Annotated in this window: 18 protein-coding genes; 6 read left to right on the top strand and 12 right to left on the bottom strand. The window is 49.1% G+C overall.

The genetic code is table 11. The features are described 5' to 3' along the window. Positions 1–81 precede the first annotated feature (81 nt). The 3 genes from ribD to AC1VOR_RS17470 are packed head-to-tail and all read right to left on the bottom strand — an operon-like array spanning position 82 to position 3,063. Positions 82–1,173, bottom strand: a complete 1,092-nt coding sequence (gene ribD, locus AC1VOR_RS17480; RefSeq protein WP_482619813.1) for a bifunctional diaminohydroxyphosphoribosylaminopyrimidine deaminase/5-amino-6-(5-phosphoribosylamino)uracil reductase RibD — start codon at positions 1,171–1,173, stop codon at positions 82–84. Further along, complete coding sequence (locus AC1VOR_RS17475) at positions 1,166–1,945, bottom strand: GTP cyclohydrolase II (protein ID WP_482619635.1); 780 nt, start codon at positions 1,943–1,945, stop codon at positions 1,166–1,168. Before AC1VOR_RS17475 ends, ribD begins: the two co-directional genes overlap by 8 nt. A 23-nt stretch (positions 1,946–1,968) precedes the next feature. Next, positions 1,969–3,063 (bottom strand): FAD-dependent monooxygenase, encoded by a 1,095-nt coding sequence (locus tag AC1VOR_RS17470; protein ID WP_482619634.1) that lies wholly within the window; start codon positions 3,061–3,063, stop codon positions 1,969–1,971. 211 nt (positions 3,064–3,274) lie between these two features. Here AC1VOR_RS17470 and AC1VOR_RS17465 point away from each other — a divergent pair, with 211 nt between their 5' ends. Together AC1VOR_RS17465 and AC1VOR_RS17460 are read left to right on the top strand one after the other, a co-directional pair. Beyond that, positions 3,275–3,607, top strand: coding sequence for a winged helix-turn-helix transcriptional regulator (locus AC1VOR_RS17465; protein WP_482619633.1), 333 nt, complete (start codon positions 3,275–3,277; stop codon positions 3,605–3,607). Positions 3,608–3,722: 115 nt separating this feature from the next. Next, positions 3,723–3,947 carry a helix-turn-helix domain-containing protein gene (locus AC1VOR_RS17460; RefSeq protein WP_009225122.1) on the top strand — a complete coding sequence of 75 codons (225 nt, stop codon included), beginning with the start codon at positions 3,723–3,725 and terminating at the stop codon, positions 3,945–3,947. Positions 3,948–4,138: 191 nt separating this feature from the next. On the opposite strand, the gene AC1VOR_RS17455 is transcribed toward AC1VOR_RS17460, so the two are convergent. The 3 genes from AC1VOR_RS17455 to AC1VOR_RS17445 form a co-directional block, all read right to left on the bottom strand. After that, on the bottom strand, positions 4,139–4,531 hold the full coding sequence (locus tag AC1VOR_RS17455) for a hypothetical protein (RefSeq protein ID WP_482619631.1): 393 nt from the start codon (positions 4,529–4,531) through the stop codon (positions 4,139–4,141). Positions 4,532–4,637: 106 nt separating this feature from the next. After that, positions 4,638–6,128 carry a glycerol kinase GlpK gene (glpK, locus tag AC1VOR_RS17450; protein ID WP_482619811.1) on the bottom strand — a complete coding sequence of 497 codons (1,491 nt, stop codon included), beginning with the start codon at positions 6,126–6,128 and terminating at the stop codon, positions 4,638–4,640. A 136-nt stretch (positions 6,129–6,264) separates the two neighbouring features. After that, a complete protein-coding gene (locus AC1VOR_RS17445) occupies positions 6,265–6,699 on the bottom strand; it encodes a MarR family transcriptional regulator (protein ID WP_059049584.1) in 435 nt (144 codons plus the stop codon). A gap of 253 nt (positions 6,700–6,952) precedes the next feature. Between AC1VOR_RS17445 and AC1VOR_RS17440 the strand changes: the two genes are divergently transcribed. Genes AC1VOR_RS17440 through nagA form a run of 3 tightly spaced genes read left to right on the top strand, consistent with a single transcriptional unit; the run spans position 6,953 to position 9,745 of the window. Further along, positions 6,953–7,855 (top strand): MurR/RpiR family transcriptional regulator, encoded by a 903-nt coding sequence (locus tag AC1VOR_RS17440; protein ID WP_482619630.1) that lies wholly within the window; start codon positions 6,953–6,955, stop codon positions 7,853–7,855. Continuing rightward, positions 7,827–8,555 (top strand): glucosamine-6-phosphate deaminase, encoded by a 729-nt coding sequence (gene nagB / locus AC1VOR_RS17435; protein WP_482619628.1) that lies wholly within the window; start codon positions 7,827–7,829, stop codon positions 8,553–8,555. The genes AC1VOR_RS17440 and nagB overlap by 29 nt, the downstream gene beginning before the upstream one ends. After that, the gene (nagA, locus tag AC1VOR_RS17430; RefSeq protein WP_482619626.1) at positions 8,555–9,745 is read left to right on the top strand and encodes an N-acetylglucosamine-6-phosphate deacetylase; all 1,191 of its coding nucleotides are present in this window, start codon (positions 8,555–8,557) and stop codon (positions 9,743–9,745) included. The genes nagB and nagA overlap by 1 nt, the downstream gene beginning before the upstream one ends. A gap of 79 nt (positions 9,746–9,824) precedes the next feature. Here nagA and AC1VOR_RS17425 read toward each other — a convergent pair whose 3' ends face one another. Then, complete coding sequence (locus tag AC1VOR_RS17425; protein ID WP_482619624.1) at positions 9,825–10,667, bottom strand: YhcN/YlaJ family sporulation lipoprotein; 843 nt, start codon at positions 10,665–10,667, stop codon at positions 9,825–9,827. Positions 10,668–10,830: 163 nt separating this feature from the next. On the opposite strand from AC1VOR_RS17425, the gene AC1VOR_RS17420 reads away from it, so the two are divergent. Further along, positions 10,831–11,901, top strand: coding sequence for a glycosyltransferase family 4 protein (locus tag AC1VOR_RS17420; RefSeq protein ID WP_482619622.1), 1,071 nt, complete (start codon positions 10,831–10,833; stop codon positions 11,899–11,901). A 132-nt stretch (positions 11,902–12,033) separates the two neighbouring features. Here AC1VOR_RS17420 and AC1VOR_RS17415 read toward each other — a convergent pair whose 3' ends face one another. The 5 genes from AC1VOR_RS17415 to AC1VOR_RS17395 all read right to left on the bottom strand — a co-directional run bounded on the left by AC1VOR_RS17415 (position 12,034) and on the right by AC1VOR_RS17395 (position 17,034). Continuing rightward, entirely contained in the window at positions 12,034–13,107 is a 1,074-nt protein-coding gene (locus tag AC1VOR_RS17415; protein ID WP_482619620.1) for a glycosyltransferase family 2 protein, read from the bottom strand. A gap of 17 nt (positions 13,108–13,124) precedes the next feature. Continuing rightward, positions 13,125–14,111, bottom strand: a complete 987-nt coding sequence (locus AC1VOR_RS17410; protein ID WP_482619618.1) for a polysaccharide biosynthesis protein — start codon at positions 14,109–14,111, stop codon at positions 13,125–13,127. A gap of 37 nt (positions 14,112–14,148) precedes the next feature. Further along, positions 14,149–15,450 (bottom strand): nucleotide sugar dehydrogenase, encoded by a 1,302-nt coding sequence (locus AC1VOR_RS17405; RefSeq protein ID WP_482619616.1) that lies wholly within the window; start codon positions 15,448–15,450, stop codon positions 14,149–14,151. Between the two features lie 50 nt (positions 15,451–15,500). After that, a complete protein-coding gene (locus AC1VOR_RS17400; protein ID WP_482619614.1) occupies positions 15,501–16,445 on the bottom strand; it encodes a glycosyltransferase family protein in 945 nt (314 codons plus the stop codon). A gap of 181 nt (positions 16,446–16,626) precedes the next feature. Next, the gene (locus AC1VOR_RS17395; RefSeq protein ID WP_059049574.1) at positions 16,627–17,034 is read right to left on the bottom strand and encodes a hypothetical protein; all 408 of its coding nucleotides are present in this window, start codon (positions 17,032–17,034) and stop codon (positions 16,627–16,629) included. Between the last annotated feature and the right edge of the window lie 68 nt (positions 17,035–17,102).

The following is a 17,102-nucleotide window of genomic DNA, read 5'->3' as shown; positions in this document are numbered from 1 at the left end:
ATGACTGGGGAACGCCCTCTTATGATTTAATATGCGGCTGATAACATCAGGCTAAATTGGCTTCCTTGTCATGGAGAACCCTCAAAAATACCCTTCGATTTTAAAGTCAACATCCAACTGAGAGAAGCTAACATTATGCAAAGATTGCGCTTCACTCATCAGCCCTACGCCAAGTCCCTCCAGAAAGGTAGGAGCCTCCTGGCCGCCTACAACCTTGGGAGCTATGTACAGCACAAGCTTGTCAGCAAGCCCATGTTCTACAAAGGATGCGTTGACTTGCCCGCCACCCTCCACCAGCAAAGAGGATAGCTCATGCGCCCCTAGTACATCCAGCAACTCAGCCAAATTGACCTGCGTTGTCGCTGTTCTGAATACCTTGATTCCAAGCTGCTCTAATCTTGCTTGCTTAGCTGCATCAGGAGAATGCCCTGTGAAAATCCAGGTTGGAGCCTCACCATCGGTAATGACCCTTGCCCGCTCAGGAATACGCAGTGAACTGTCCAGGATCACACGAAGCGGATGACGTCCCCCAGGCAACCTTGTTGTAAGCTGAGGATCGTCATGAACAATGGTACCCACGCCCACTAATATTGCAGCCGACTCATGACGCAGTCGATGGACATCTTCTCTGGCCGCTTGCGAAGTAATCCATTTGCTGCTTGCTTGTCTAGTTGCAATTTTTCCATCTAATGTCATGGCCGACTTCAACGTGACAAAAGGGCGTTTTGTCACAATATACTTATTAAATACTTCATTCAGCTTAGCTGCTTCCTCTGCTAACACACCTTGAACAACTTCAATTCCTGCCTCTTGCAATAGGGCAATTCCTCTACCTGCGACAAGCGGATTAGGATCTAGCGCCGCAACGACAACCCTGGAAATCCCCGCCTGTACAATGGCTTCAGCACAAGGTCCTGTACGTCCATGATGCGAGCAAGGCTCTAATGTAACATAAATCGTTGCTCCTTTGGCCGCGTCACCAGCCATTCGCAGAGCATGGACTTCAGCATGGGGTTCCCCTGGCTTCAAATGCGAGCCAATTCCAACAATTCTGCCCTCATTTACGATGACGGCCCCAACCATTGGATTTGGCGCCGTTTGTCCGCTCATGGCTTTAGCATTTTCCAGCGCTAATCTCATATAGCTCTCATGTGAATTGACCGACTCATGCATATTCATTGAGTATCCCTTCATTTTGAGCAAAATGACCAGAGCGGTTCACCTTGGTTTGTAAATATTTTACATTATATTCGGGAACATCTCCCCACAGTGGTACTCGACCCGATATATTCATTCCCGAAGCACGTAATGCCTCCATCTTCCGAGGATTATTAGTGATTAGAGTAACGGGCTTCTGTCTCAAATATTGCAAAATACTAATAGCATCTGTATACTGACGAGCATCATCAGCAAATCCCAGTACAAGGTTAGCTTCTACGGTATCAAGACCCTCTTCTTGCAGGATGTAAGCCATGGATTTGCTAAGCAAGCCAATGCCTCTGCCTTCGTGATTGGCCAGATAGAATATGGCACCTGTTCCGTGCTCAACAATAAGCTTCATGGATTGATGCAATTGGTATCCACAGTCACAACGTTTACTGCCAAAGATATCGCCTGTATGACAAATGCTATGCATCCGAATCAGGGCATACGGATCTTGTTCAAAATCACCATATACGAGCACGCTTGATTGTTGACCCTCGGCAAGTTGCAGCGACGGCATCAAGGCAATGATTTCTTCGGAAGTATACGAGGCATATCTCTCTCTTTCTGCCTTGTCATGAACTGAGAGCCAGGTGTACCATTGAAATTCTCTGGTCTCCCCATCCAAATTGACAGGTAGCTTAATCGGACCCACCATCACACTTGTGGCATCCGGCGATGTAACGGTATAAATTTTATTTTTAAGCACATTTAGTGCATGTTGATTATCAAGTGGTAGCATGTTAACACACCTTTCTTATCTGCTTATTCTATATAAAAGTTCTGTTTATAGGTTCGTTCCATCACGAATTGCTCTTGCTGTAATTCCTCTACCGTCTGACGACGCACTTGCTCTAACTGTTTGAGGCAGTCTACATTAAGGAAATTCCCCTGCAAGCCCTCCGTCAGGTGATCCGCAAGCCAATCCGCATCACGCAAGGCCTCATTTAATCCAAATGCCCCTGTTGGAGTCATGGTATGTGCCGCATCCCCAATCAGTACAAGCCCTTCCATGGTCCAAGTATCTACTTGACTGCTGAAAATATCGAGCAACACAAAATCACTCCATGATTTGATATATTGTCTTACCTGGTGCTCCAGATCAGGAAAGGCCTCGATTAGCGTCGTAATAAAAGGTTCGAATGATTGCTTACGCAGCTTCGGATAGGCATCCTGTTCAATATTCCATCCAATTTGAATGTACCCTCTTGCTTGTGTGAACAAATGCAATTGCTGATTGTCAACAATAGCAGAGCGAATGACCGGCTTCCAGCCTGACGGAGCAGGTATACGCGCCCACAATAGATCATAACCGTGATTGCGATTTATGGCAGGTATATTCGCTTGCCTGCGCACGGTAGAGTATCTGCCATCGGCACCCACAATCACCCGGCTATGCAGCAATACCTCGTCTCCATTTCCATCAGTCGCAAAGATTCCATGGTAATAACCATGCTCATCCTGTACCAAGTGACTTACCGTCACCCCAGTATGCAATGTGAAATTGGAATACTGACCTGCCTCTCTAATTAACGCATCCAGTAAATCTGCTTGAGGCACATGAATGCCGACATTACCCTCAGATATACCCGGCAGCAACCTCTTTACCATCTTGCCGTTCAGCCAATACTCAATATGCTCTAATGGCAAGATCGCTCCATCGGCAAGTCGAGACATCACCTCATGCTTGTTCAACACCGCAACGCCATCGCTATTGAGAATCTCTCCCCGGAATGCCCTGCCCAACATCGTTTGCTTCTCTAGCAAGGCAACAGAAACCCCTGACTTAGCTAATAAATAGGATAATAACGCTCCACCAGGCCCTGCACCAATCACACACACATCCACATTCTTGTTCATAATAGCTGTCCCTCCCGGGCAAACAGAAACTCCATATCAAACTTGCCCAAAGCATGGCTCATAAGCACGCTGGTTCTTTCCATTCAATGACGTACTACAAATCAGTTAGTTACTTTATGTAACTTAGTTTATTTTACATTGTATATTCCGTCAAGTAATTATATAATTTTTATAAAGTGTAGATTTAATTCTATAAAGAGAGGTGAACAGAATGAACACTTCGCCCATGTGTCCCCGGTTTGAAAAAGCAGTTGAACTGCTTAGCAAACGCTGGACTACATTTATTGTATACAAATTGCTGGATGGCCCTAAACGATTTGTTGAAATTGAAAATTCACTATCCAACTTGAGTGGGAAGATGTTGTCCGAAAGATTGAAGGAGTTAGAAGAGGAAGGAGTCATTCAGCGAGTGGTCTATCCTGAGAAGCCTGTCCGTATCGAATATTCATTGACGAGAAGGGGGATGGCGCTCGCCCCTGTATGTGCCGAAATTCAGGGCTGGGCGACGGAATGGATTGAACTTGCTGCCCTACCAAGACCCTGATGCCTATTTTTATATAGTCATCGCACCAATGTCGCTGACTTTTCATACTATGTCTTGACTGTATCCCTTAACCTTGTTAAAACCACAAAACCCGAGCAAGGAGGGGTGACGCATTTTGAAGAGCAGCGATCGTAACAGCAAATTTCTGTTAACTCATCGTGAGCGAGAGGTCTTCGAACTTCTCGTACAGGATAAAACGACGCGCGACATTGCCGGGCAATTATTTATCAGCGAGAAAACCGTTCGAAATCATATTTCTAATGTGATGCAAAAATTGAACGTCAAAGGTCGTGCACAGGCGGTTGTCGAGCTAATCAAGCTTGGGGAGCTGAAAATCTGACGGGTGCTCCAGCACTCATGCTGGGGAACCGCAAGCCTTCTTTTTCATCCCGTTTAACGGGGGAAAGAGAAGGTTTTTTGTTTTGCCTGCATATATGGGGCCACGGGTGGACCTAACAAACAAGCGGCTGATGGAATGCACCATCAGCCGCTGCTTATCATTGACTCTACACGATGATTTAGAAGGAAGTGCTACTCCTTTAACTTATACCCGCAGCTTAGCTGCTTGCCATCTAACTCATAATTCAGTCCCAGTTCCTGACCATTGCGATCTAACTTCATATCAAAAGGGGGCTTGACGGGATTAGTCAGGCTAAGCACCAGGTTATCCCCCACTTTATCATAAGTGCCAAAGGACATCTGAACAAAGTTGCCTTCCTCTTCCCGAGTGGCAGCGCCTCCGCTCTTCGGAGTAACCCCCCGTTTGAAGTACACCTCGGTGTAACAACCTTCCGGGCCTGAAGTCAGTTCCCAGCGTCCCTCGACATCAATATCTCCAGGTGGATTGATAAATACGAGATAGACGCCCAATATGGCAATCAGAACAGCCGCTCCAGCAATCAATACAATCCATTTGCGTTTCATGGATGTCTCCCTCCTTACATGCTCTTATCTTACATTTTCTCATTATATTAAAGCATTCTGGCCCTTATTCAAACCAACTATGGACCTAAAATGTTGAACTCGTTTTTTACTTGAACGCCATCGCAGCATGAACAGCCTTCATCCAGCCTTGAATGAGCCCTTCACGGGTAGCCTCGTCCATTTTGGGCAGGAATTGATGCTCTACCTGCTTACAGCGCTTAATCTCGTCCAGGCTGCCCCAATATCCTACGGCAAGCCCGGCCAGAAACGCGGCCCCCAGCGCAGTAGTCTCTCCAACGACCGGACGCTCAACGGGAATCCCCAGAATATCGCTCTGGAACTGCATGAGAAAGCCATTCGATATCGCTCCACCATCAACCTGCATAGAATCAACCTTATATCCCGAATCCTGCTCCATCGCCTGCAACACATCACGAGTCTGATAAGCCAGCGCCTCCAGCGTGGCGCGAATAAAGTGCTCCTTCGTTGTTCCCCGGGTCAAGCCGAATACCGCACCACGCACATCGCTGTCCCAATAAGGGCTACCAAGTCCAACGAAGGCAGGAACCACGTACACTCCTTCGGTTGAGGCCACACGGGCAGCATACATCTCGCTATCCCGGGAATCGCGGAATAACCGTAGTCCGTCTCGTAACCACTGGATGGCCGAACCGGAGACGAAAATGCTGCCTTCCAGCGCATATTCGACTTGACCATTCAGCCCCCAGGCCAGAGAAGTGATAAGCCCATGGTCCGAAGCGACCGGCTTACTTCCTGTATTCATCAGCATGAAGCAGCCTGTTCCGTAGGTCGTCTTGACCATGCCCTCCCTGAAGCACGCTTGCCCAAACAATGCAGCTTGCTGATCCCCGGCCGCCCCGGCAATAAGGACCTCCTCCCCGAAGAAATGGTAAGGTACCGTCGTCCCGTACACCTCGGAAGAAGACTTGACCTCAGGCAACAACTCTTTGGGCACGTCCAGCAGCTCCAGCAATTCTTCATCCCATGCCAGTTCATGAATGTTGTACATCAGTGTTCGGGACGCATTGGAATAATCCGTGACATGCAGACGGCCACCGGAAAGCTTCCAGATCAGCCAGGTATCTACCGTGCCAAACAGCAATTCTCCCTTCCGGGCGCGTTCCCGCGAGCCGGATACGTGATCCAGAATCCATTTTACTTTGGTTCCCGAAAAATAAGGGTCCAGCAGCAGCCCGGTCTTGGCACGAAATAAAGTATCATGCCCCGCCGCCTTTAAAGCCTCGCAAACAGGTGCCGTCTGGCGCGATTGCCACACAATGGCCGGATAAATCGAATTTCCCGTATCCTTATCCCAGACTATGGTCGTTTCCCGCTGATTCGTAATGCCAATCCCCGCAACTTGCCTAGGCTTCACGCCAGACTCGGATAGACAGGTGGCAATAACCGAGAGAATCGAACCCCAAATCTCGTTGGGATTCTGCTCCACCCAGCCTGGCTTGGGGAAATATTGCGGCAGCTCCCGTTGTGCTGAATGTACGATGGCTCCCGCCTGATCAAACAGAATAGCCCGGGAACTCGTCGTACCTTGATCCAATGCCAACATATATTTTTCCATCATTTATCCCTCATTCCCAGGTCCCATTTTCAAGTACAGCGCTTACAAACAATAACACCCTACTCTTTTATATAAAGCAAAGAACCGTCAGTTAACCTCGAAAACCCTGAACGGCCCTGAATATGTATCTAGTAACCTAGAGCTTATCTGCATTCGAAAATTTCTCCAAAATGGTAATCATCGCTTCGAGCTCTTGCTCGGTCAATACAGACAGGTGTCGCTTCAGCGCTTCCCGCGACTTTTTCTTCGCTTCCTCCAGCACCTCGGAACCCCGCTCTGTGACCGATAACAGTACAGCCCGCCGATCCTGCTCATCATGCCGTCGGTTCACGTAGCCGTTCTGAACCAAACGGTCAATCATAACCGTAATCGCGCTGGGTTTGACCTCGAGCTTATCCGCCAAATAGCTGACATTGCAAACCTTCTTCCTTGCAATCAGTGCCAGCATCTGGAATTGAGGGCCGGTGAGGCCAAGCTCCTGATGATGCAGCAATTCACTTTTCATTTTGCGAAATGAATTGGTCCATGCCACCTCTATCCTTTCAATATATGTATCGAGATCAACCGTCAACGCAATCCTTCCTCTCTCCCGCAGGAATCAGCTTGTTTAAGTTTAGTATGCAAAGTTCAAAAATTCAAGGAAACGTTAGACATTCTTCGGGCAAAATAGGAGATGCCCCCTTGAAAAGGGGCCTTACATCTATTATGATGAAGGCGAGATATAAAAATAATTTTCATGAATAATCCGTTTCATAAGGAAAAAAATTTTCATAAGTTGATTTAGTTTAACATTTGTATAAGTGCTACTACCTCTATTAGGAGGAATGATTATTTCCACACCTATTTTACATGCGGTGTCCAGCCATCTGGATTCCTTGTCCCCACAGGAACGCAAGCTGGGGGAATACCTCTTGCAATCGCCCGCCTCCGTCCTTCGTCTGGGAATTACGGAGCTGGCTGGTACATGTGGCATCAGTCCATCAACCATTACGCGCTTCTGCAAGACGTTTCATTTCAAAGGATTTCCTGACTTCAAGATGAAGCTGGCCGGGGAATTGGCCCATAAGCCGGGCGACAATCATTATCAGGACATCATCGCGGGCAACGATCTGCCAAGGATTGTTGAGGCCATGGAGGCAAATCATCTGGCTTCCATTACCGACACCACGCGCCTGCTGGACATGAGCCAACTAACCCGAGCCGTAGAGGCCTTATGCCATGCCCGTCGTATTGATTTGTACGGGGTGGCTACCTCCTCCATCGTGGCTCAGGACTTCTCACAGAAGCTGGTCCGGATCGGGAAGCACTGCACCGCCTTCGCCGATTCACATATGCAGATTACCTCGGCATCTTCGCTCTCCGAGGGGGATGTCGCCCTGGCCGTCTCCTATTCGGGGGAGACTCCGGAGACGATTGATGCTCTGCGCTGCGCCAAGGATAGCGGTGCACTAACCTTATCGCTGACTCAATACAGCAATAACCGCTTGGCAACTCTTGCGGATATTTCCTTATTCTCCTCGTCGCTTGAGGAAGGAATGCGACGTGGTGACATGGCCTCGCGGATCGCTCAACTCCATGTCATTGATATTTTGTTTACCGGCATGGTGAGCCTTGAATTCCAGGATTATATTCCAAAGCTCGAACAATCGTATCAAAATATTCAAAAATATATCGCTAAACCCAAGGAGGACAAAAGTAATGCTGAACATCATCAAAACAAACAGTGAGCAACAATTTAATGAAACCGGGGCAGGCATCATCGCCAGTCTTCTCCAAACCAATCCCCGGGCGATTCTTGGCCTGGCTACGGGCAGTACCCCGGTGGGTGTCTACCAGAAGCTGATTGAACTTTATCGTGCAGGTATCGTCAGCTTTAAACAAGCTAGCAGCTATAATCTCGATGAATATATCGGACTGCCAACAGATCATCCGGAAAGCTATCGCCGCTTCATGGATGAGAAGCTGTTCAACCAGGTCGATATTGACCTTAACAATACGCATGTGCCCCTTGGTAACACCGCCGATCCTGAGCAAACAGCCAGAGATTACGCGCGCCTGCTGGATGAAGCTGGGCAAGTTGACTTGCAGTTGCTTGGTGTTGGACATAACGGCCATATCGGCTTCAACGAACCTGGAGAAGAGCTTCAAGGGCCTCCGCATGTTGTCAAGCTGGAAGAACAGACACGGGTGGCTAATGCACGCTTCTTCAATTCTATTGACGAGGTTCCGACTCATGCATTGACCATGGGAATCGGGTCCATCCTGAAGGCCAAGCAAATCCTGCTGATGGCCAAGGGTGAGGACAAAGCCGAAATCATCGCCCAAGCCTTGAAAGGACCGATTACAACGCAATGTCCAGCTTCGCTGCTGCAAACTCACTCCAACGTTGTAGTCGTTGTAGACCCGGCTGCGGGGAGACTTCTGTAATGGAAGAACGAACTTTTCAGATTATTCATGCCAAGGTCGTAACTCCGCAAGGTACCATCGATGATGGCGCCGTTGCGGTTGAACATGGCGTGATTACCTACGTAGGCTCCACATCCGGCTTATCCGTAAGCGGATTGAGCCTACGCGATGCCAAGGTAATTGATGCCGCCGGCAACTATGTGTTGCCAGGCTTCATCGATGTACATGTACACGGCGGGATGCTGGAGGATTTCTCGAAGCCAAGCAAGCAAGGGTTAGATGCCATCACGCAGCTTCACTGTAGTCAAGGCACCACCTCGATGTTAGCCACAACGATGACGTTGCCTAAGGCATCCATCGACACTGTGCTGGATACTGTACATCAATATATGGCAGAGGACATGCCTTACGCCCAATTAGTAGGCGTGCATCTGGAAGGACCGTTCATCAGTCCGAAATGGCCGGGGGCGCAAAATCCCGAGCATGTGGTTCCTCCTAACCGGGAATGGGTAGAGGCGTGGGATCTTAAATATCCAGGTCTGATCAAACAAGTCACCTTCGCTCCTGAACGGGAAGGATCGCATGAGTTAATTGCTTATTTGCGCAAACAAGGTATTGTAGCCGCAGCGGGACATACCGATGCCACTTACGAAGAAATCATGTCTGCTCATGAAGTGGGACTGAACCATTCGGTGCATATGTTTAACGCCATGACACCACTGCACCATCGTAAACCCGGCACCGTTGGCGCTATACTCAGCACCCCCGGAATCAGCGCAGAGATTATTGCCGACGGCATCCATGTTCATCATGCAGCCATTCGTCTGCTGGCGAGTGTGAAGAACGAGAACAACCTCATTTTGATTACGGACGCCATGTCTGCCGCCGGTCTTGGCAATGGAGACTACATGCTGGGTGATTTGCCCGTTGTGGTTAAGGATAATGTATGTACTCTGAAAGATAGTGAAGGTACCTTGGCAGGCAGCACGCTGACGATGATTCGCGGCTTCCGTCATCTCGTGCAGGAGGTAGGATTATCGGTCGAACGTGCTTCAGAGGCAGCCAGCGGCAATCCGGCCAAATTGATTCGTATCGATCACTTGACGGGCTCCATTGAAACGGGCAAGCAAGCAGACCTGTTGTTGGTTGATGGCGATCTGGAACTGCGCCAAACCTGGGTGAAGGGACGTCTCTTCACTACAAACGAATAAGCAGCTAATTAATCGCTAACAATAAAAGCGCGAGTAGCCGGGTTTCCCCCGCTCTCGCGCTTTTTTGCATAACTACCGGTTATCGTTGATCTCCGGGGAAGACGCGATCGATGGTCGTCTCAAAATCGTTAATGTAGTGGTTTAAAGTTCGGCCACTACGACTTTGCATCCCGTAGTTACCGATTTGATTCACGAAATCGGCATTGCCGGACACATAGACATTGCGGATATGAGGAGCGGTTTGCTTAATAGCGGTTGTAATTTGTTCTTTGACGTCCTCACCGATATTATCCATTCCCATACCTACGCCCATGTCACCCATGCCGAGTCCCATGCCGTTATCATTTGTTGACCGGTTCATCATCCCTGTCCCTGCTCCATAAGCACCATACATGGATGTATCCCGATGACCATTCATGCCACTCATACCCATGCCCGGCATTCGATCTGTTGAATTGAGCGCCCGATTACGATTCATGTTCATGCCTTTGGTACCGGTACCCAACATGTCCATGCCTGTTCCTTCGTTACGGTTGGTATTCATACCATTGGTGTTCATGCCGTTGGTATTCATGCCATTAGTGTTGCTGTTACCATGCATAGTCACGCCCACATAAGCATCGTGATCGGTCACGACGACATGTGCCGCTTGGACGCTACTAAGCTGAGCCACTTTGTTACTCAATGCCTGGCTATAGCGCAGTGATTGAATGCGCTCCTGCCCGTTCCCCGTATTACGCGTATTCATACGCTGATTTCGGTCCATGGAGTCCATGGAGTTAATGTTGTAGCCCCGATTGTGGTTATTGCGCAAGCTCTGGGTTCGCATGTTATTGTCCGCGTTACCGCAGCCCGCAATACCGGCAACCCCCGCGACCATTGCTGCCGACAATGACAAATGAACGATTTTGCTTCCTCGCATGCAGTCAACCTCCATCTATAGAATGAATGTATGAGACAGGTCTTAGGATGCGCAAAATCGTCGGTTCGTCATACAGGTAAACTTACCCGCACGATTCCAACAGAGCATGCGTACAATAACTACAGAATCGCTTATTTCATCCATGAACAAGAGGAGCTTGCCCATGAAGGTGCTTTTTACGTTTTATGTTCCCAGCGGGGGCGTAGAAACTCTAAATCGCTTACGCTGCGTCGCTCTCAGAACGCAGGGGATCGAGGGGCATGTGCTGTATCTTCAGTCCGGATATGGGCTTGGTAATACACAGGCAGCCAATATTCCCGTCATGGTCGCTCCAGGGGATGACGAACTTCTTCGCCAGTTGCCACAATACGACGCGATTATCACGACTTCCGATTATTTATTGCCTGGCAGACTGCGCCGGCTGGGATATACCAAGCCAATCATCTTTGAAATACAAGGACTTGGCACCAGGGAGCAGGCAATGCAGATGCTTCAGGAGGGATCTGGAGAAATTCTGCGCCATTGCCAGGCTTCGCTCATGCCCCCAACACCACATCTGGTCGAATTGGCCTCCATATATTATCCAACGCTACCTAATTATATTTTTCCCAATCTGCTGGATACGCAGCATTTCCATTATAAATCTCAACCCAAATATCCTGTGCCAATTATTGGTTGGGTAGGTAGATTGGAGCCTAATAAAAATTGGGAACTGTTCCTTGAAATCTCCGCCAGCCTGATTCGCCGCCGTCCCAAGGCGGAAATCTGGATGTTTATGGACTACGAACTGCCTTCGGATGAAATCAAGAACGCGTTCTGGCAATATATTAATGTGCTTGGTCTGCAATCCCGCGTGAAATTATTTCCCAATACTCCAAACCGGGAGATGCCCTTCTATTTGTCCCGAATTGGCGACTCTGGCGGTCTAATGATTTCTACCTCTACGTTAGAAGGCTTCGGCTATGCCGTTGCCGAGGCTCTGGCTTGCCGCTGTCCAGTCCTAAGTACCGATTCAGAGGGAGTTCGTTTCTTTATCAAAAATAACGAAACCGGAAAGTTCTTTCAGTATCCACGCCTCAACGAGGCTGTGACAGAAGCAATGGAGCTGATGGATCATACAGCTTTGCGGGAACGCATCCGTACCCAAGGACAGCAACACATTAATCAGTGGATGTCGCCGCAACAATACGCCGGCTCCTTCAAGCAAATGTTATCCTACCTTATCCCGTCATAAAGTTTGTTCATCAAGCTTCTTATACAGCCTTAATCAGGCTGTATTTTTTCATAATTTGCCCCAAATTCAAACGAAGCTTCCCCCACAAGGCATGTTGGGAGGAAGCTTCGCTATTTGTAAGGTATACATTGATCACTCTGGCAAAGCTTTGAGTGCCTCTTCCAGCTTCTGATCGTTAGCCTTTAGCCCCGGGTCCTGGGGAAGATAACGCAAGGCCTCTTTGTTATGATCATAAGCTTGACGAAGCTGGCTCATCTGAGCGTAACACAGACATAAACGGCTGTGTGGAAGCCACGTTCGGGCAGCCGTCTGAACAATGGCATTCCATGCTGACAGCTCAGATGTTTGTAATGCCTGGCTGTACCAATAGATTGCTTGCCTCCATTGCTGACGCTCTTCGAACCACTTCCCCAAGCTACAGCAAATCTCTGGACGAGGGACATCATAATACAACGATTGAAGCATAGCTTGCAATTCTTCCTCAGTGCGTCCAAGCTTGCGGGAACAATCAGCCAGTCTTGAGCAGGCCATCACCAGATCGTCGCGCGCAGCTTCCGAATCTGTAAGGAAATTCTTCAGATGTACTACAGCTTCTTCGTGGCGCTCGGCATCAGCGAGTTCGCAAGCCAGATGGAACCTCAGTCGCCCCGTTAGCTCATGCCCGGCCGCGAGCCACCGCTCAATGATATGCAGATTGCGGTCAGAATGGCCCGGTTCAGACGTGCCCCGGTGAGTAATTGAGATATCAGACAGTAGCCGGTTTCCCTCCGCTACATCTAAATACTCATGAATGATGCCGACCCAGCGATAGTTCCGACTTCTTCTGACCAGACGATTTCGTCTTGTCATGGCCAAAGGCTCACCAGAGGCCTCATCCGTTTGGAGAACGTAATTCATGATAACAGAATCCACATTCGGTTCCAGATTCTGCTTGAGCTGCTTTAGCTTTTGGCGGTCAGACTCCGTGATTACATCATCTGCATCCAACCAAAGAATGAATTCCTGACTGGCCAAGGAGAACGCGAAGTTTCTTGCAGCTGAGAAATCATCCTCCCAAACATAGTCATGAATCCGCTCTGTGTAGGCCTGGGCAATCTTCTTCGTACCATCCAACGAACCTGTATCCACGATCACAATTTCGTCAACGAGGTCGCAGACCGACTGCAAGCATACCGGCAGCCGGGCTTCCTCATTCTTGACGATCATGCACAAGCTGATGGTAATCAGGTCAAGAATCCTCCCTCTTTAAGCATCTCGGTGATTTGGGGCTTCTTCAGCAGGGAGGCGTTGGAATGGTATTCGGAGAACACAGCCGGGTTCAGGCCGGCATAACGGGCATTCAAGTCATTTGAGCCCGGTGGTAAAATAACGAAATATTGATCACTGTACTGCAACGTGTACGGCGATTCGTATCGCGATACCAACACCTCATGCAATTTCTCCCCTGGGCGAATACCGATTTCCTTGAACGGTACACGGTGCCCGACGTAGTGCTCTGCCAGCACCTCCGCGATATCGACGATGCGGCAAGCCTTCATCTTCATTACAAACGTCTCGCCGCCGATAGCCGTGGTTGCTGCTTTCAGCAGTAGGTCAATGGCCTGGGACAACGTCAGGAAGAAGCGGGTCATTTCCCGGAAGGTCAAGGTAAGTTCCCGTCCCTCCCGCAGTTGATTAATGAACAGCGGAACCACACTACCGTTAGTGCCTAACACATTGCCTCCGCGAATACACGTAAAGCGGGTATCTTCACTCAGATCATTGGCCCGGATCATCAGCTTCTCGCCTATGGCTTTGGTCATACCATAGGTATTGGTGGGATCAACCGCTTTGTCAGTTGATACATCGATGACCTTAGCTACTTTCTGCGCAATGCTGGCGCGGATGATATTCTCAGTCCCTAGCACGTTGGTCTTCAGCGCCTCTTCCGGCTGGAATTCACACACAGGCACATGCTTGAGTGCAGCCAGATGGAACACATAATCAGCACCCTTACAAGCCGCTTCCACCGCTCCATAGTCGCGGATATCCCCGATCACGAACCGGAGTTCCTTATGTCCGTTGAACTCCCGCGCCATCAGGACCTGAGCATACTCGTTTCTGGAGAATATTCGAATTTCCTTCGGCTGCTCCAGCAGCAGCCGGCGCGTTAGTGTTTTGCCCCAGGACCCCGTTCCCCCGGTGACTAATATTGTCTTATCTTTGAACATTACCCTACCTTCCTTTCTTCCGTATCATGATCAGGATTTATCCAAGTGATTTGAAGTGACCCGAGGTACCATCCCCAAGTGCAATGACTTTGGCCTTGCCCGGACGCCCCCGCAATGCATTTCTCGTATCAAATACTAACGAAGCATGGGCGGCCACCAGGTCCAGTGGCAATCCCTTATGATGAACAGCCAGCAACACGCAATCACTAGCCTCCAAAATTTCGGTATCAAGCTCAGCCGATGTCAGTTCCAGGCCACTGTCCTTCAAATCCGTAACCAGTGGGTCATGGTATTCCACCTGAGCTTCCGCGGCCATGAGCAGCCGGATGATTTCAATGGAACTGGATTCTCGAATATCCGCGACATCCTCCTTGAAGGTGACACCAAGCACCAATATTCGTTTACCTGTAAGCACCGAGTCCTCCATGGCTTGCTTGATTCGAGATACGATATATGCCGGCATGGAACGGTTGATTCGTGTGCTAGCTTCAATGAAGGTGCTATCGACTTCAAGCTGACGGGCTTTCCATTGCAAATATAAGGGGTCCACAGGAATGCAATGCCCACCTACCCCAGGTCCAGGATAAAATGCTTTGAAGCCAAAAGGCTTGGTAGATGCCGCTTCCACAACCTCCCATACATTGATGCCCAGCCTGTCGCACAACATGGCAAACTCATTCATAAAGGAAATATTGACGAAACGAAAGGTATTCTCCAGCAATTTAGCCATCTCTGCTGTTTCTGTGGAGGATACGCGTACTACCTTGTGGAATGCCGCCTGATATAACTCTTCTGTGCGATCGGCGCAAGCCGGAGTAATTCCACTGACGATCTTGGGAATTTCTTGCAAAGTATATCGTCGACTTCCAGGATTAACCCGCTCGGGCGAAAAACCAACAAAGAGTTCCACCCCTATACGCAGTCCGCTTTGTTCCAACAGGGGCAAAATCACTTCCCGCGTGGTTCCGGGATAGGTAGAACTCTCAAGAGCGACCAGTTGGCCTGCCTGTAAGTGTCCGCTCATGTCCCTGGAGGCTTCAATCAAGTAGGCCATATCCGGTTCATGCTGCTGGTTGAGCGGTGTTGGCACGCACATAATGACCGCCTCTGCAGCGGCAATGCTGCTGTATTCGGAGCTAACCTCAAGCTGACCGCTTTGAACAAAATGCCTGATCTTGGCTTCCGGAACATCCGCGATATAGCTTCGTCCTTCACTCAGCAGCTTCAACTTGCTCTCGTCCTTATCAATGCCGATTACGCGAAAGCCTTGATCCATGTAAGTTTCAGCCAAAGGCAGTCCGACGTAACCCAAACCGACGATGGCTATAGTACGGCTCAAATCTCATCTCCCCCTTCCGTGTTGATAACTGGTCATACTGCCCGCAGACGTTATGGCATCTTCCTGTTGTCGATGATGGAACGGATCATTTGTAACAATTCACGGGTTCGAGTGGCCGTTGTGTGCTTCTCCCTGACAAATTCATAGCCTTGGTGGCTAATTTTGTTCCTTAAAGCCTCGTTGTTTGGATGAAGATAGAAATTCGCTTTGGCCAGGTAATCCCGTGGCGAAATTGCGACATAATGAACGCCAGGCCGAAAGCCCAACTGGATCAAATCCGGGTTCTCAGGTGCAAGCAGCAAGGTATGACAAGCCGGTACCTCGAAATATTTTCGTAAAGGATAACGGTATATGGAGTCGCAGGTCATGAATATTTTGGCCCTGTTCACCTCTACGGCAAAGCTGCGGGCAACCCTGGCCTGGGCATCAGAAGCAAAATCTACATAACCGGGATGATCGTGACTGACGAAGCCAGGTCTTCCAGTCAATGATGTCTTGATGGCATGTCGCAGCGGATAGACCTTCCGGTTGGTGGCTCCCATCAGCAGGATGTCGATTCGCTTGCGCTGCTGGTAGTCTCGAAATACAACCGGATCAACAAAATGCGGAAGCCAGCGCAGATTTCCCTTGAATTCGGGATAACGTACACGGAAAGCGTGCTGATAAATCGTGAATATATTCGAAGAGGGGAACCGCTGTAGAAATTCCCGGCGCTGCTCCACTTTGCTATGAAGATCATGCATGATCATGCCCCAGGGGATACCTAGCTGTGCGAGTCCTTGAACAGGTGGGCAATAAGCAGCATGGAACATATCATTTAATAGAATAAAGTCAGGCTTACTCGGCATGCGTCGAACAATTTCCCCAAGATTTCCACCTCGATGTTCTACAGTTAACAAGACTTGCTTCTGAAGCTCCATCTGCATGTAATAGAAGTTGCGTTCCAGGTATTTGCTGAAATCTCGGGTGATGAACAGTATCTTTAAGCGGTTCATGCCATCCAACCCTTTTCTAATATAGTGGTTGTTCAAAAAGTCATCTTTTGATCACGAAGTGAATCAGGTAGTACATTCGGGCTGAAAACCTGACTTTTGAACTTTCACTTTAGCCGCAGGGCTGCTTCATTTAGACGAAAACCGCCCCGGGTCAAACCCGAGGCAGGTTTTCTGTTTTGCATTAACCTTGCTGGGCAATACCAGTAAAGGCTTCTGGGCCGTTACGAATAGCGGTTGTTGCTCCGGAAATATAGGAGGTGTAAACCGTTTCCGGTGCCGCAGGAGCGAGCAGGTCGGCAGCTACGAACGACGTCACCTGTGTGGAAGTGGCGCTGGTCACGACCCCATCCAGACTAAAGATGACATTGGCGGGAGCAAACGTCGCCCCACGGACGATATCAATCGTAAATGTGTCTCCTACGTCCCCCAATATACCGATAATCCCTTGCAGAATTACGATTGGATTGGGAACGTTTTGCGTCTGCAAACCGATGATCCCGAACAGTGCAGGGGTATCGGACAGTGGAGTCCCGGGGAACCCGGGCTGGTTGGAGTTCACGGAGCTTCTGGCATCAAGAAAAACACCCATCTCTTCATTCACCACCTTCTTGTAATCTATTTCAGGTTATGGTTGAAGAGCGTGTTTCGTATAGACAA

The organism is Paenibacillus sp. 1SOY10, assembly GCF_056836745.1.
Note: the sequence above shows the minus strand (reverse complement) of the source record. Positions and strands in the feature narration are given on the sequence as shown.